The following is a 13529-nucleotide window of genomic DNA, read 5'->3' as shown; positions in this document are numbered from 1 at the left end:
TACAAACAAGCTGCTTTTTCCAACTTGCAAAAGTAATCATTTTTGCACACTTAATGATAATGTCCTTCATATTTTAGGGTGAAAAATATATATGATTAGTAAATATTGATAAAACCATAAAAACGAATATCTTTGCGGACTAAAATTATCTATAAAAGGAGACAAATCATAATTTTCAAATAATCTAAAATTTTATAGCTATGAAAAAACTTTTATTGATTACGAGTCTTTTAATTATTGCCTTTTCTTATTCCAATGCTCAGGGATACTCATATTTTAAAGAAGAAGACGGTACAAAATGGTTATTATTGGGATCATTATCTAAAAGCTCAACGACGCCTCGCAGTAAATTAAATATAAAAATTTTTGGAGGAACAGTGGGAAATGCCAATCTGGGTGAATCTAACTATATGATATCTATAAGAAACGGCCTTAGAGTAGTTATGCATAGAAATGGAGGTAGTCATGATGCTCATACATATGTGTTTAAAATATATGAATCTGATAATGCATATGATTTTGTAGTAGAAATTGCGCACAAATGGGCTACTTTCTATATAGAATCCATTTTGTTAAATCCGGTGCAATCTAATGTTCTAGTTGGAACAAAATATTTTCCGGTAAGTTTTTATGATCCTGCCGGTAAGACAGATGTTACAGGAGCTTATCCTGTTGAGGTTTTTTCAGCAACTGATCAAACAGGAAATATTGGTCTCGGGACAGAAAATCCTAAGGCTAAACTAGATGTGAGAGGAAAAATAATCGCTGATGAAGTGGAAATAAAAGTCAATAAGGCACCCGATTTTGTATTTGAATCTGATTATAAATTAAAGCCGCTATCAGATGTTGAGGCTTTCGTTAAAGATAACAAGCATTTGCCCGAAATTCCATCCGAAAAACAAATGAAAGAAATGGGGGTGAGTGTAAATGATATGCAGATGAAATTATTACAAAAAGTAGAAGAATTAACTTTATATATTATAGACCAGCAAAAACAGATTGGAAGATTAGAAAAACGACTTGACAAATATGAAGAAGAATAAAATATTATCTCCGATTGAATAAAGATCAATCAATCTTTAAATTCTTCATCTACTATATGAAACCATTCGCAGACAAGTTCTGTATCATAGGTCAAAGTTTCTCCTATTTCAGCTAACTGTTGCATATAATATGGGTGATGAATCGCTTTCCAGTTGGCTAAGCTTTCATCACCTTCTTCGATAGCAAACGATTCTGTGATATCTCCGAATCTGATAATTTGTATACGGGTAACCTTAACAATAGTGACTATATTATCCGACGAATCCAAAACAGATAAAAGATCGCCTACCGTGCTTAATTCTTTAAGCCCCGCCTTATAGTAGGCAAGCAATGACGAAGTTGCAGTTTTTTCTCCGGATAAAACTTTTTGGGCAAGTTCATCTATATCTTTATCCGTACCACCAAATTTAATTTGCTGCTTTATAATCATTCGGTCATCCGCTTAATAATGCTATATGCTTCCACAACGCCCATTTCTCCGGCTTTGCGCATATCGTCCAGCGCGCGGTTCTTATCCTTCACCTGAAAACGTGCCAAACCCCTGTTGTAATAGCCTTCGGCAAACTCAGGGTCGCGACGCAATGCTTCGTTATAGTCGAGAATCGCTGCGCGGAAATCGTTCTGTTTGTATCGTATTCCGGCACGATTATAGTATGCGTAGATAAATTCAGGGTTCAGTTCAATAACTTTATTATAATTCTTTATTATTAGGTCATATTCCATTTTGCCCGGATCAATAACAGTCGTTGCCGGCAGTGTAGGGTCTTTTTTCCCTCCTCCCAACGTAGTGAAGTCTGTCTGTTCCGGCTTCTTTTCATATTCAGGAACGTTTTCTTTCAGGTTCAGCTGTTTAGTATATACAACCGCCAGATTGAAGTATGCCAATGTAAATTTTGGATCGAGGCTGATAGCCTTATTAAAGTCTTCAACAGAACTTACGAAATCCTGAACAAGCATGTAATCCATTCCCCGTGCGAAATAAAGGTCGGCGTTTGCAGGCTGCTCGGCAATTCTTTTCGACAGATCATCTATAGATTTGAAGTGCTCTTCTATCTGAAATTCATTGAGTGATGCCTCACTGTTGGTTATCCGCAGTTTTTTAGGCAATACTGTCCGTTTATTCAGGTTATCTATCAACTGGCTGAAGTAGACAAATCGACGTATATCGTTAGGCTTTTCGTAGTATGATACTACAAACTGAGGTTCGAGATCGAGCTTCACCTGCTTATTCTGTATACGGCCTCTGCTGTCATTGTTGTACTTGCTCTTTTCTTCTTCTGTCTTATCGGCTACGACAAGCAGGTTGAATTTATCGATGTCTTTATCTGATTTTTCTCTGGTTTTTTCTGCTTGCTCTTCTGTTTGTCCTGCCGCAATCTCCTTATTCTTACGGCTCTCTTCGTTACGCGCATAATTGAAATCGCGCTCCGCTCCTTTCAGGTCGTTTTGGCGGCGTTTAATTTCCGCCCTTGCGTAAAATCCGTGATAGAATTCAGGATATTCTGCCAGAACTGTATTCAGGTCGTCCAATGCTCCGCTGTAGTCACCAATATTATTTTTAATCAGTGAACGGTTGAAATAGGCGATATAGTTGTTCGGTTCGAAATTAATAACCACATCGAAATCGGCTATTGCCCGATTATCGTCACCTACTTGCGATCTTAACAGACCACGGTTAAAGCGTGCTATAATATTATTCGGATCCAGATCGATGACTTTGTCGTAGTCAGACATCGCTCCACGCAAGTCATTTTTAGAATAGCGCACTAATCCCCTGTTGATATAATTACCGGCTTGAAGCGGTTCTAAACGTACGGCTTCGTCGAAATCGGCAAGTGATTTGTCAAAATCTTTTTTGTAGTAATATAATAAACCGCGCATCGAATAAGACTGTGGCAGATATTTATCGAGTTTTATAGCTTGGTTATAATTGTCAAATGCCTGTATCGTATCGCCTTTTTCCAGATATAGCGCCCCTCTGGTAAGGTAACCCTGAGTATAAGACGGATATGATTTCAACAAAGTATTAAGGTACTTTTCAGCTTCATCATAATCCTTTTTCTGTATGTTGACTATACCCATATTTATGAGCACAAACTTATCGTTCGGATATACCTCCAGCGATGTTTTGTAATCTTCGAGCGCACCATCGTACTTGTTCTGGTTCTGTCGTGCATCGGCGCGCAGCTGATATGCTTTTGACATAAAAGGATTGCGCTCCAGGGCAAGTGTACAGTCGTCTTCTGTACCTTTATAGTCGTCGAGGTAATATTTTGCAATGGCCCTGTAGAAGTAAGGCTCAGCCAGATATGGCTTTGCTTTTATTGCCTGATTGAAATATTGTATTGCCAATACGTAGTCTTCGAAGTAGAGCGAATTCCGCCCTATCAGTATAACGCGGTCTGTGTTAATCTGCGCAATAGTAAAAAGACTATTGATGAGAAGTAGTAACGAAAATATAAATCTCTTCACGATAGATTGTATTAATCATTGAGCAGCAAATATATGAATAATACGTTAACAAAAAAGAAGAGAGGCTATCACAGTCTCTCTTTTTAATATATTTTTTAGTTTTCGAAATAATCGTCGTGATAATAAGAGTTCTTTTTCAGATAATATGTCCTGTCTCCGTAATAGCGGGACGTACCATAATACCCTTCCCTTCCTTTTACATCATTGAACACAAGGGCTATATCTTCTACACCGTCATATTTCAATTGAGTGATCACACTTTTGAAGAATGATTTGTTAGTTTTGGCGCGCCGAACGACAAACAGTGTAGTATCGGCAATCTCGGATAAGATATATGCATCGGATACCAGTCCGACAGGGCTACAGTCGACAACAACATAATCGTACTGTTCTTTAAGATACTCCAATACCTGCTTAGTTTTTGCTGTTTTTATCAACTCACTAGGGTTTGGCGGCAGTGTCCCTGCCGGTATTACATCGAAGCCATAATCGGGGTGTGTATAGATTATTTCTTCAAGCGATACTTGTCCGATCAGATAATTCGATATTCCTTTCTGGGAATCTATCTGTAATGTTTTTGCTACGGATGGGCGCCTTAAGTCTAAGTCGACAATTACAACTTTCTTACCCATAAGCTGATATACAGATGCAATATTGGTAGCAATAAAAGTTTTCCCATCAGCAGGTTCGGTCGAGGTAACAAGAACCATGATCTTATTTTCCCTTTGCGCCATGTATTCTATACGCACACGCATATTACGGAACGATTCGGCAAAGCTCGATTTTGGATAATTCTTGACGAGGACGACACCATTGCTGAGTTTCTTTGACACATTTTCTATCGTTCCGATAACCGGTAGCCCGGATATCTTTTCACATTCCTCTTTTGTTGTAATCGAGAAATTAAGTATTTCCTCTTTTAAAACTACAAAACATAAAGGGAGTATAAGTCCTATCATGAAATAATAGGTGTAATTCTGACCTATTATACCGCCGTTTATTGCACCGCCCATTTGGCGAGGAGCTTCCCATACAAAGTTATCAGGTGTGTTTGATGCCTTTTGTATTTTTGCTTCGTATTGTCTTTGTGTCAAATACTGGTGATACATTTCATTGACGCGGAATTCTCTTTGGAACTTTATCAGATCACGTTCCTGAGGAGGCAGATTGTCAATCTTTAACTGTAATACTTCATATTTCCTGACCAATGCATCTTTTTGATTTTGTAGATTAATCTGAACAACCTGAATTTCCTGCAGAATCTTGGTTCTTAAGTCATTCAATTCGTCTACAGTTTTATTGTAGAGAGGATTTCTAGCTCCCAGATTCCTTGCTTTTTGTAATAACTCGTTATAATTTCTAACAAACTCACTCAGTTTTACATTTCGTATATTCATGCTGGCAGGATCCATCAGATCATCGGTACCGAGGATTTTTTCTTTCATTTTTTCGGTAAGAAGTAATATTGATTTCTCCCGCAAAGACAAGGCATCCTTTTCTCTGTCGGCACTATCGAGTGCTATTCGTAAGGATTGCGACGAGACATCATATACCCCTGTTTCTTTTTGGAATTTTTCTAATTTGAAACGTGAAATATCTAATGAATCGTTTATTAATTTGAGCTGATTGTCGAGGAAGGCTATGGTCAGTTCAGCCTGTTCATTTTTCAGACCCAGATTATATTTTTCAAACTCATCGAGTAGGACATTCAGATAATCGATATCTCTCGTAGGATTTGTTCCCGATAGAGAAATAGCCAAAATGGAAGAATTATTTTGGAGAGAGGATTGGATTCGCCCGCTATACATACCGATCAACTGGCTTTCAGAAAGAAATCGGAAGCTGAAAGTAGAAATATCCGGTTTGAAAGCACCTTTTATATCCGTCCTGAAATGAGCTGTTTTGTGCAGTTTGATTTTGAAAAGTTTATAATCTATTTCCTGATCGAAAGGCACTATGAGAGATATCTTAGTTTCCGATTCGGGATTTTCCTTATAGCTGATTTCGCATTTATCTTCATCTATGTATGAGATATCGAACGAGTAATAATAAGCTTCCGGCTTTATGTCTATCATTTCAACCTCGATAGGCGTGTCGCTATACAGACTAATATATTTGAAACGGGTTTGTATATAATAGTCTATCCGCATTTTAGACGGAAGACTTTTTACAGTTAGTTCAGTCAATCCGTATGACCTCAACACAATCTGTTGGTTTTCCGTATTGCGCAAAAGTGTTCCTGTCGGTACCGATCCTGCGACTACACTGGCCGAATTACGGTCTTCTAGGATCATCAGTGCCTGAACATAATATTCGGGAACCCATGACTTATTTTTAATATATGCATAAGCCAAAAATAATCCGACCGATATAATGAAAAGATACCAATATTTGAGGATGCGGTAGAACCAAAGAACAAAGTCAAACGATATATTTGTCTTTGTCTTTACTTCCTCAAAATAGGGATCCGATTCTATTACTTTCTTATTATTGTTATCCATATTTATAGCCTTTTTCTATAATCCGTAACTAAACTCAGTTAGAAACCTCTGTATATAATTGAATAAAGCAGGAATTGCAGTGGTATGGTCATTGTCGTTACAAATGAACTTAGCGAACTAATATTAAAGAAAGAGTTCTTATTTGTTGGGAAGTAAATAACATCGTTCGGTTTTATATAATAAAATTCCGATTGTATTACATCCTGACTTCTCAAATCAAATGTTTTAACCTGTGTGCTTCCGTCTTCACTTTTTCTTACAATGCTTACTTTGGTCAGATCCATTAAACCTGTTGTTTGTTGAGAAATAGCCAAAGCCTGATATATAGTTAAGTTTTCTTTATATACTTGATATGCTCCTCTTTTATCGTTAGCGTAAATATAAAAGAAATTATTTGCCATTGTTACTTTCACTTGTACATCCTTTACAGATTCTTGCATAATTCTTTGGATAATGATCTCCGATTCTTGAATCGTATGGCCTGCAATCTTGGCTGTACCGAAAAAGGGGAGAATAACAGTACTGTCTTCATAGATCGTGTAAGTTTTCAATATATTTTGGCTACTGGTCAGTACGGTGTTAAATGTAGCAACAAGCTCACGGTCACTAGATGAAATGGCACAGGTAATCATATCGCCCACATTTAATTTGTATTCTGTAAAATCCTGCATTGGATATTGTTTGTTTATGGCTTGCATGTAGTTTGTTTCCTCACTGGATATACATGAAGAAAACAGTCCGGTAATAGATATGCAGAATATCAGAAAATATATTGTGTATTTCATATTAAAAAATTCTAAGAATTAGTATTACAACTCCGGCTAATGATGCCAACAATCCGAAGACTCCGGTAAAAGATGTTGTTGCACCTAAGAATTTGCTCTTTGTCTGTGGTACATAAATAACATCGTTGGGTTGTATATAATAGAATTCTGTATCTATAATTTCTTTACTTCTAATGTCAAAAGTTTTAGTTATTGAACCATTTGCATTTTGCCTGATGATCGTAACTTTAGACCTGTCTCCATAAGGACCTATATTAGATGCAATAGCCAACGCCTGAAATATTGTCATCGATGTATTAGTCATGGTAATCCTATTAGCGCCTCCTTCTCCCAATATACTAAAATATCTGTTTGCTAACGTAACATCGGCCATAGTTCCTTCCGAAAAAGTATTCAGTTTTTGACTTATAGTAGTTTTTATTTGTAAAAGTGTCATACCCTGAACATATATTTTTCCGATATAAGGAAAGTTGATTGTACCGTCAGCGTAAACATTGGTGGGCCTGATATTCCATGTGTTTTCCAAACTTCTTATTTCAGAACCGACACTTACACCCGTCGATTCGTTTATACCTCTGTATGTGAATTGAGGACTGTAGCCGGCAAACATATTTGCGGTTTCGGGATCCCATGCATAAACTATAATGCTTAGCTGGTCGCCCGGAATAATCTTGTATTCTTCGGCTTTAACCATCAACTGAGGGTAATTTAGCTTGATATCCTGCAACAAGTCAGTTTGCTTGTTCGTTATACAGGAACTGAAAAAGCAAATGGTACAGAATAATAACAAAAGTGCTTTCGTGACGCTTTTCATAAATTATATATCCGGTTTCTCAATTTTTACTATCCGAAGGTTTTACTTTATAACGGCAGTTTACCCGTCCTTTTATCAAATTGTTTAATTTCGATTTAATCAACTGCTTACGTATACCCGATATTTTGTCGATAAAAAGTATTCCTTCTATATGATCGTATTCATGCTGGATACAACGGGCAAAAAACGCCTCGTATGTTTCATCATGGGCAACAAAGTTCTCATCAAAATACTGGATTCTTATTTTTTCTTCGCGGTCTACGTTTTCATTGATCCCGGGAATACTGAGGCATCCTTCCTCCAGTTTTACTATTTCACCCGTTTCTTCCACAATTACAGGATTAATAAAAACTTTCTTAAAGCCTGAATACATCGGGTTATCCTCGGCCAAAGGTTCCAGATCGATAACGAAGAGGCGGATGTCAAGCCCTACCTGCGGTGCAGCCAGTCCTATGCCGTCTGCATTATACATGGTTTCGAACATGTTATCGATAAGTTCTTTCAGGTTGGGATAATCGGCCGTAATCTCTTTAGCCTTTTTTCTTAATATCGGATGGCCGTACAAATATATGGGTAATATCATATGTTATTGTTCATTTGTTTTGTAATCGCAGACTTTCCATATAGCTTTGCAGAATAATAACAGCACTGATTTCATCTACAAGCGCTTTGTTTTGTCTGTCTTTTTTCTTAAGACCCGCATCAATTATTGTTTTTTGAGCTAAGGCTGATGTAAAACGTTCATCGTAATATTCAACGGGAATGTCCGGATAAAGTGATTGTAGTTTCTTAACAAACGGCCGAATATGTTTCATATTCTCTGAATATTCATTATTCATCTGTTTAGGAAGCCCTACAATGATGCGTTCCACATCTTCTCTCTCCAAATAGATTTTCAGATAATCGAATAGGGTATGTGTAGGGACAGTAGTCAAGCCGTTTGCTATAATCTTAAGAATATCGGAAACTGCTATTCCTGTCCGCTTTGTACCGTAATCTAAAGCCAAAAATCGTCCCATATCAAGTTGCAAAGGTAGATAAAAAATCTTTATTTCTTTGCATGAAAATCAGGTAAATACCACTTACAGGAACAAATCCATACCAGTTTGTATGATATCGGCCATTCCGCTACTCTCATCATCATCGTCCGAATTTTTCAGGTGTTCGAAGTTCCTGCGTTTCAATTCGAAGTCGCGTCCCAGATATTTTTCCCGTACTATTTCATTATTGGCTAATTCTTCTGCCGTTCCCTGAAAGAGTACTTTACCTTCGAAAAGCAGATAGGCGCGGTCGGTAATACTAAGGGTTTCATCCACATTGTGGTCGGTGATGAGGATGCCGATATTCTTGTATTTCAGTTTTGCTACTATTTCCTGGATGTCCTGCACGGCAATAGGGTCTACTCCGGCAAATGGCTCATCGAGCATGATGAATTTGGGGTCGATAGCCAGACAGCGGGCTATTTCCGAGCGGCGTCTTTCTCCTCCCGAGAGCCTGTCTCCCAGATTTTTCCTTACTTTTTGCAGACCGAATTCTTCTATCAGGCTTTCCAGTTTTTCTTTTTGATAGGCAGGTGAAGTTTTTGTCATCTCGAGGATCGAGCGGATATTGTCCTCTACCGTCATCTTGCGAAAAATAGAAGCTTCTTGGGCAAGATACCCGATCCCGTTCTGGGCCCGTTTATAGACAGGAAATTTTGTTATTTCCTGTTCGTTCAGGAATATTTTTCCCTCATTCGGCATCACAAGCCCTACAGTCATATAGAACGTAGTAGTTTTACCCGCTCCGTTGGGGCCGAGTAAACCTACAATCTCTCCCTGTTTCACATCGATTGAAACATGGTTTACGACTGTTCTCGATTTATATCGTTTAACAAGATTCTCGGTGCGTAGCACCATATGTTGTTCTGCCTGCATTTGCTCTATGCCTGTTTTTAGAATATATCAATCCAAAACAGTCACCCACCCGTGAGTGTCCGGCTCGTCACCCTGCTGTATGCCTTTCAGCTTGTTATAGAGTTTCGTGCTGACAGGGCCGGCATTACCGTCTTTGGATATTACGTATGATTTATTTTCATCTATATCATCCACTCTCAATATCGGGCTGATAACAGCCGCAGTTCCTACCTGTCCCGCTTCTTCGAACGTAGCCAGTTCTTCTTCCAAGACCGGTCTTTGTTCTACAGCCATTCCCGTGTCTTTAGCCAATTGCATAAGACTCTTGTTGGTGATAGACGGTAGGATAGAAGTTGAAAGAGGAGTGATATATGTATTGTTTTTTATACCGAAGAAATTAGCAGGACCGCATTCGTCCAGATATTTTTTCTCTTTTGCATCCAGATACAATACTGCAGAATAGCCCATTTCGTGGGCTTTATTTCCTGCTACCAGACTGGCTGCATAGTTGCCGCCGATCTTTACAGTTCCTGTTCCTAATGGTGCAGCACGGTCATACCCGCGCAGGATAACTACCGGTGTAGGTTTGAAACCTTCTTTGAAGTAAGGTCCTACAGGCGTAACGAATACCAGAAACAGGTATTCATTTGCCGGCTTTACGCCTACCTGCGCACCCATACCAATAAGTAAAGGGCGTATATATAATGATGCTCCGCTTCCGTAAGGAGGTACGAAACGTTCATTCAGTTTCACTGCTTTTACTACAGCCTCTTCGAATATTTCTACCGGAAGTACTTCCATCAGGATACCGTGGCTCGACGACTGCATACGCAAAGCATTGTCGCGCATTCTGAATATACGTACTTTACCGTCTTTTCCCCTAAACGCTTTCAGTCCTTCGAAAGCTTCCTGACCGTAGTGGAGGCAAGTTGCTGCCATGTGAATATCAATAGATTCCGAAGTAGTTTCGGTTGGTGTACTCCATTTGCCATCTTTGTAGTGGCTTCTCACATTGTAATCTGTCTTTATATATCCGAAAGACAGATTTGACCAGTCTATTGTATTCATATTAGTAAAAGTTTTATCAGTCAATAATATTGATAGAATTATTTATCCCACAAAAATACTATTTTCAGTGATATAAGGATGATAAAATTGATAATTAGTTTGATTTTTATTTTTGTACTTGCCTATTTGCTTCTATGCAGGCTTGCCGCACAGTCAAACAGCCTGTCGGTAAATAAAATTCCTGACAGATGGTCAAACTCATGCTGGAAAATCACGCCTGTAAAATCACCTTCGCGGGAAGCTCCGTAGAGGCGTTCTTTAATGAAGTCGCCTTTCTCGTTATAATATTCCACATCTATCCATTTATGACGTTTAGTGCTTCCTGCCAAATCAGGGATAGAAAGGCATCCGTCACCTTCGAAGCAAAATGTTTCATCTGAATAATTTACTATACGTGGATTAATAGCTACCTGAACTGCTTTATTGGCACGGTCTATCCGTATAAAAAGGAACAGGTTACGTGCTACACCTACCTGCGGGGCGGCTATACCGACACCCGATTCTACTGCCAGTGTCAACTTAAGACGTTCTATAAAATGTTGCCAGTCTTTATTTTCTGCAATGTTTTTTACATCTATATCCGTACTTTTTTGTCTTAAAAACAGGGAATCGTCATAATTGTCGGTCTGTAAGACTCTGAACGGGGTATCCGCGCCGTGACTGTTAGTTATAGTTTTTTCTTTATTAGTCATATATTTTGTTGAGTTACAAGCAAAAAGAACCGTGCTTAAGAAAAGCACAAAAATTATTTTTTTCACCGGTATAAAAATTGTGATTTGATACAAAGGTACGAAAAACAGACTATATTTGAATGATATCAAACGATGGTAGCGTATAAGTTTTAGTTTAAAAAAGTAAAAAATAGCTATTGGATGTGACATTATCGTTAGATATTGCGACAAATAATTAAAAACGTTATTCTTAGGATGGTGCATAAAGCAAAAGAGGATGCTCAGTTTTTGGAAATGATACGGCAGAATGAAGGTATCATTTACAAGGTTACCTCTTTTTATACAGATGCTGAACATCCGATAGGCGACCTCTATCAGGAAGTGGTACTCAACCTGTGGAAGTCATTCCCGTCTTTCAGGGGAGAGAGTAAATATTCTACATGGATATACAGGATTGCATTGAATACATGTGTGTCGTTTTACCGCAGAAGTAAGAAAAATATTACATATGTGGATATTTCGATGGATATACCTGATGTAACTGAAAATAAAGAAGAAATACAGGAACTTTATAGACTTATAAACCGCTTGGGCAAAATAGAACGCGCTTTGGTTTTGCTTTATCTCGATGATAAATCCTATAAAGAGATTGCCGAGATAACAGGACTGACGCTGACCAATGTAGCTACACGCATAAGCCGTATAAAGGATAAACTGAGAGAAATGTCGAACGTAAAAACCTGATCATTATGGATTTGGACAATATAAAGAAAACGTGGCAGGAAACTGATATAAAGCCTGTCATTAATGACGAAAAGATACAGAAAATGATTTCTAATGAAGGTCACAGTTCATTGGGAAAACTGTTGAGGTATGAGAAATTAGGTTTATTCCTGATTATACCCTGTTCATTGATACTGATTCTTGCATGGAATATACATTTTACATTGTTTGTTATGCTCGCATGTATATTGGTATCGGGTTTTATATGGCAAGTATATAAACTTAACTTTTTGAAGAAACTGAATGTGGTGAATATGAATATATTAGAGATATCGTCACACGTAAATAAGTATAAGATTTATATAAACAGGGAAATTATTGTTGGCGTGATTGTCATATTTATTTTCTTTGCATCTTATTCTTATCTGACAATTGATACGGACGATTCTTCTGTCAGTGTTATGACTATTGTAGCTATCAAGTTTTTTGCTGCTGTTATTTTATGTATCACAGTGACTTTAATATTGTATAAATATATGTACACGAAAAATATAAAAAAACTGGAAGCTTCGATTAAAGAAATAAAAGAATTTGAAAAAGATAATCAGTGATTAATTTTTAATCTTTATAATAAATGAAAACACTTACATCAGTAATCTTTTCTGTAATATTATTTTTTCTCAGTGTGTCTGCCGGCTGGGCGCAGAAAGCGAAACAATTTGACGGTGCGCTGCTTTGGAAAGTTTCCGGTAATGGCTTGTCTCAGCCCTCGTATATATTGGGGACGCATCACCTTACGCATGTAAGTTTTGTAGATAGCATACCCGGACTGAAAGATGCAATGAAGAATACTCAACAAACAGTAGGTGAATTGTTGTTATCGGATCAGGCTGCTATGCAGGCAAAGGTACAGCAGGCTGCTATGATGCCGGCCGGACAAACTTATGACAAATTATTGTCAAAGGAAGATTATGCAACACTGGATGAAGGCCTCAAATCAATAATAGGAGTGGGGCTGGATCAATTCGGGATGTTCAAGCCGGGAATGATCTCTGTAGCCTTTACCATCAAACTTTATTCAAAATTTTATCCGGGATTTAATCCCATGTCGCACGAACCGATCGACTTGTATGTTCAACGGATAGCAAAAGAAAATAATAAGGCTGTTTCGGGATTGGAAACGGTAGAAGATCAGATTTATGCTTTATTTGATTTCGAACCGTTAAAAGAACAGGCCGAAGCGTTGGTTTGCGCAGCGAAAACTGTAGATCAGGCAAAGGAGCAATTAGAGAAGTTCGAAACATATTACAGGGCCGGTAAGCTGGTCGCTCTATATGACTTGACTTTCAATAATCCGGATGACCCTTGCCAATTGTCACAGAAACAAGCTTATGCATTAGGTAAGGAGCGAAATGACAAATGGATGCTCAAACTTCCTCAGATAATGAGTGATGCTTCGAGCCTTGTTGCTGTTGGTGTGATGCATTTGGCAGGAGAAGAGGGCTTATTGAACCAGTTGGCTCAGAAAGGTTATACTGTAGAACCTGTAAAATAAT

The 13529-nt window shown here is 38.1% G+C and carries 13 protein-coding genes and 1 pseudogene; 4 read left to right on the top strand and 10 right to left on the bottom strand.

All coding sequences use genetic code 11. The annotated features are described in order from the left end of the window. Positions 1-200 precede the first annotated feature (200 nt). Positions 201-1043, top strand: coding sequence for a hypothetical protein (locus K348_RS18770; RefSeq protein WP_051697759.1), 843 nt, complete (start codon positions 201-203; stop codon positions 1041-1043). A 29-nt stretch (positions 1044-1072) separates the two neighbouring features. On the opposite strand, the gene K348_RS0109880 is transcribed toward K348_RS18770, so the two are convergent. The 10 genes and pseudogenes from K348_RS0109880 to K348_RS0109835 all read right to left on the bottom strand — a co-directional run bounded on the left by K348_RS0109880 (position 1073) and on the right by K348_RS0109835 (position 11271). After that, complete coding sequence (locus K348_RS0109880; RefSeq protein WP_029904810.1) at positions 1073-1474, bottom strand: ASCH domain-containing protein; 402 nt, start codon at positions 1472-1474, stop codon at positions 1073-1075. Continuing rightward, positions 1471-3516, bottom strand: coding sequence for a tetratricopeptide repeat protein (locus K348_RS0109875; protein ID WP_029904809.1), 2046 nt, complete (start codon positions 3514-3516; stop codon positions 1471-1473). The genes K348_RS0109880 and K348_RS0109875 overlap by 4 nt, the downstream gene beginning before the upstream one ends. A gap of 95 nt (positions 3517-3611) precedes the next feature. Further along, on the bottom strand, positions 3612-6017 hold the full coding sequence (locus K348_RS0109870; protein WP_029904808.1) for an exopolysaccharide transport family protein: 2406 nt from the start codon (positions 6015-6017) through the stop codon (positions 3612-3614). 38 nt (positions 6018-6055) lie between these two features. Continuing rightward, complete coding sequence (locus K348_RS0109865) at positions 6056-6802, bottom strand: polysaccharide biosynthesis/export family protein (RefSeq protein ID WP_029904807.1); 747 nt, start codon at positions 6800-6802, stop codon at positions 6056-6058. Position 6803: 1 nt separating this feature from the next. After that, positions 6804-7616, bottom strand: a complete 813-nt coding sequence (locus tag K348_RS0109860) for a polysaccharide biosynthesis/export family protein (protein ID WP_029904806.1) — start codon at positions 7614-7616, stop codon at positions 6804-6806. A gap of 19 nt (positions 7617-7635) precedes the next feature. Further along, complete coding sequence (gene def / locus K348_RS0109855; protein ID WP_029904805.1) at positions 7636-8199, bottom strand: peptide deformylase; 564 nt, start codon at positions 8197-8199, stop codon at positions 7636-7638. 10 nt (positions 8200-8209) lie between these two features. Then, positions 8210-8635 carry a Holliday junction resolvase RuvX gene (ruvX, locus tag K348_RS0109850; RefSeq protein WP_029904804.1) on the bottom strand — a complete coding sequence of 142 codons (426 nt, stop codon included), beginning with the start codon at positions 8633-8635 and terminating at the stop codon, positions 8210-8212. 147 nt (positions 8636-8782) lie between these two features. Beyond that, a pseudogene (gene lptB / locus K348_RS0109845) lies at positions 8783-9532 on the bottom strand (LPS export ABC transporter ATP-binding protein); the annotation flags it as partial. A 27-nt stretch (positions 9533-9559) separates the two neighbouring features. Further along, positions 9560-10579 carry a branched-chain amino acid aminotransferase gene (locus K348_RS0109840; RefSeq protein WP_029904802.1) on the bottom strand — a complete coding sequence of 340 codons (1020 nt, stop codon included), beginning with the start codon at positions 10577-10579 and terminating at the stop codon, positions 9560-9562. 122 nt (positions 10580-10701) lie between these two features. Continuing rightward, positions 10702-11271 (bottom strand): peptide deformylase, encoded by a 570-nt coding sequence (locus K348_RS0109835; protein WP_036930416.1) that lies wholly within the window; start codon positions 11269-11271, stop codon positions 10702-10704. Between the two features lie 234 nt (positions 11272-11505). Here K348_RS0109835 and K348_RS0109830 point away from each other — a divergent pair, with 234 nt between their 5' ends. From K348_RS0109830 to K348_RS0109820, 3 genes are read left to right on the top strand one after another with little or no spacing between them, the layout of a single operon-like run. Further along, positions 11506-11994: an RNA polymerase sigma factor gene (locus K348_RS0109830; protein WP_029904800.1), complete on the top strand. Its 489-nt coding sequence runs from the start codon at positions 11506-11508 to the stop codon at positions 11992-11994. Between the two features lie 5 nt (positions 11995-11999). Further along, positions 12000-12584: a hypothetical protein gene (locus K348_RS0109825; protein ID WP_029904799.1), complete on the top strand. Its 585-nt coding sequence runs from the start codon at positions 12000-12002 to the stop codon at positions 12582-12584. Between the two features lie 23 nt (positions 12585-12607). Continuing rightward, on the top strand, positions 12608-13528 hold the full coding sequence (locus K348_RS0109820; protein WP_029904798.1) for a TraB/GumN family protein: 921 nt from the start codon (positions 12608-12610) through the stop codon (positions 13526-13528). The last annotated feature ends 1 nt before the right edge of the window (position 13529 follow it).

The organism is Prevotella sp. 10(H) (assembly GCF_000711235.1).
In the GTDB taxonomy this organism is placed as follows: domain Bacteria; phylum Bacteroidota; class Bacteroidia; order Bacteroidales; family Dysgonomonadaceae; genus Dysgonomonas.
The sequence above is the reverse complement of the archived record's forward strand: the minus strand, read 5'-3'. Positions and strand labels throughout refer to the sequence as shown.

What these genes read in the sequence shown, in the direction of transcription:
- K348_RS0109825 (WP_029904799.1), top strand. Translation starts at nt 12,000, where the DNA reads ATGGATTTGGACAATATAAAGAAAACGTGGCAGGAAACTGATATAAAG.
- K348_RS0109860 (WP_029904806.1), bottom strand. Translation starts at nt 7,616, where the DNA reads ATGAAAAGCGTCACGAAAGCACTTTTGTTATTATTCTGTACCATTTGC.
- ruvX (WP_029904804.1), bottom strand. Translation starts at nt 8,635, where the DNA reads ATGGGACGATTTTTGGCTTTAGATTACGGTACAAAGCGGACAGGAATA.
- K348_RS0109835 (WP_036930416.1), bottom strand. Translation starts at nt 11,271, where the DNA reads ATGACTAATAAAGAAAAAACTATAACTAACAGTCACGGCGCGGATACC.
- K348_RS0109880 (WP_029904810.1), bottom strand. Translation starts at nt 1,474, where the DNA reads ATGATTATAAAGCAGCAAATTAAATTTGGTGGTACGGATAAAGATATA.
- K348_RS0109820 (WP_029904798.1), top strand. Translation starts at nt 12,608, where the DNA reads ATGAAAACACTTACATCAGTAATCTTTTCTGTAATATTATTTTTTCTC.
- K348_RS18770 (WP_051697759.1), top strand. Translation starts at nt 201, where the DNA reads ATGAAAAAACTTTTATTGATTACGAGTCTTTTAATTATTGCCTTTTCT.
- K348_RS0109870 (WP_029904808.1), bottom strand. Translation starts at nt 6,017, where the DNA reads ATGGATAACAATAATAAGAAAGTAATAGAATCGGATCCCTATTTTGAG.
- K348_RS0109865 (WP_029904807.1), bottom strand. Translation starts at nt 6,802, where the DNA reads ATGAAATACACAATATATTTTCTGATATTCTGCATATCTATTACCGGA.
- def (WP_029904805.1), bottom strand. Translation starts at nt 8,199, where the DNA reads ATGATATTACCCATATATTTGTACGGCCATCCGATATTAAGAAAAAAG.
- K348_RS0109830 (WP_029904800.1), top strand. Translation starts at nt 11,506, where the DNA reads ATGGTGCATAAAGCAAAAGAGGATGCTCAGTTTTTGGAAATGATACGG.
- K348_RS0109840 (WP_029904802.1), bottom strand. Translation starts at nt 10,579, where the DNA reads ATGAATACAATAGACTGGTCAAATCTGTCTTTCGGATATATAAAGACA.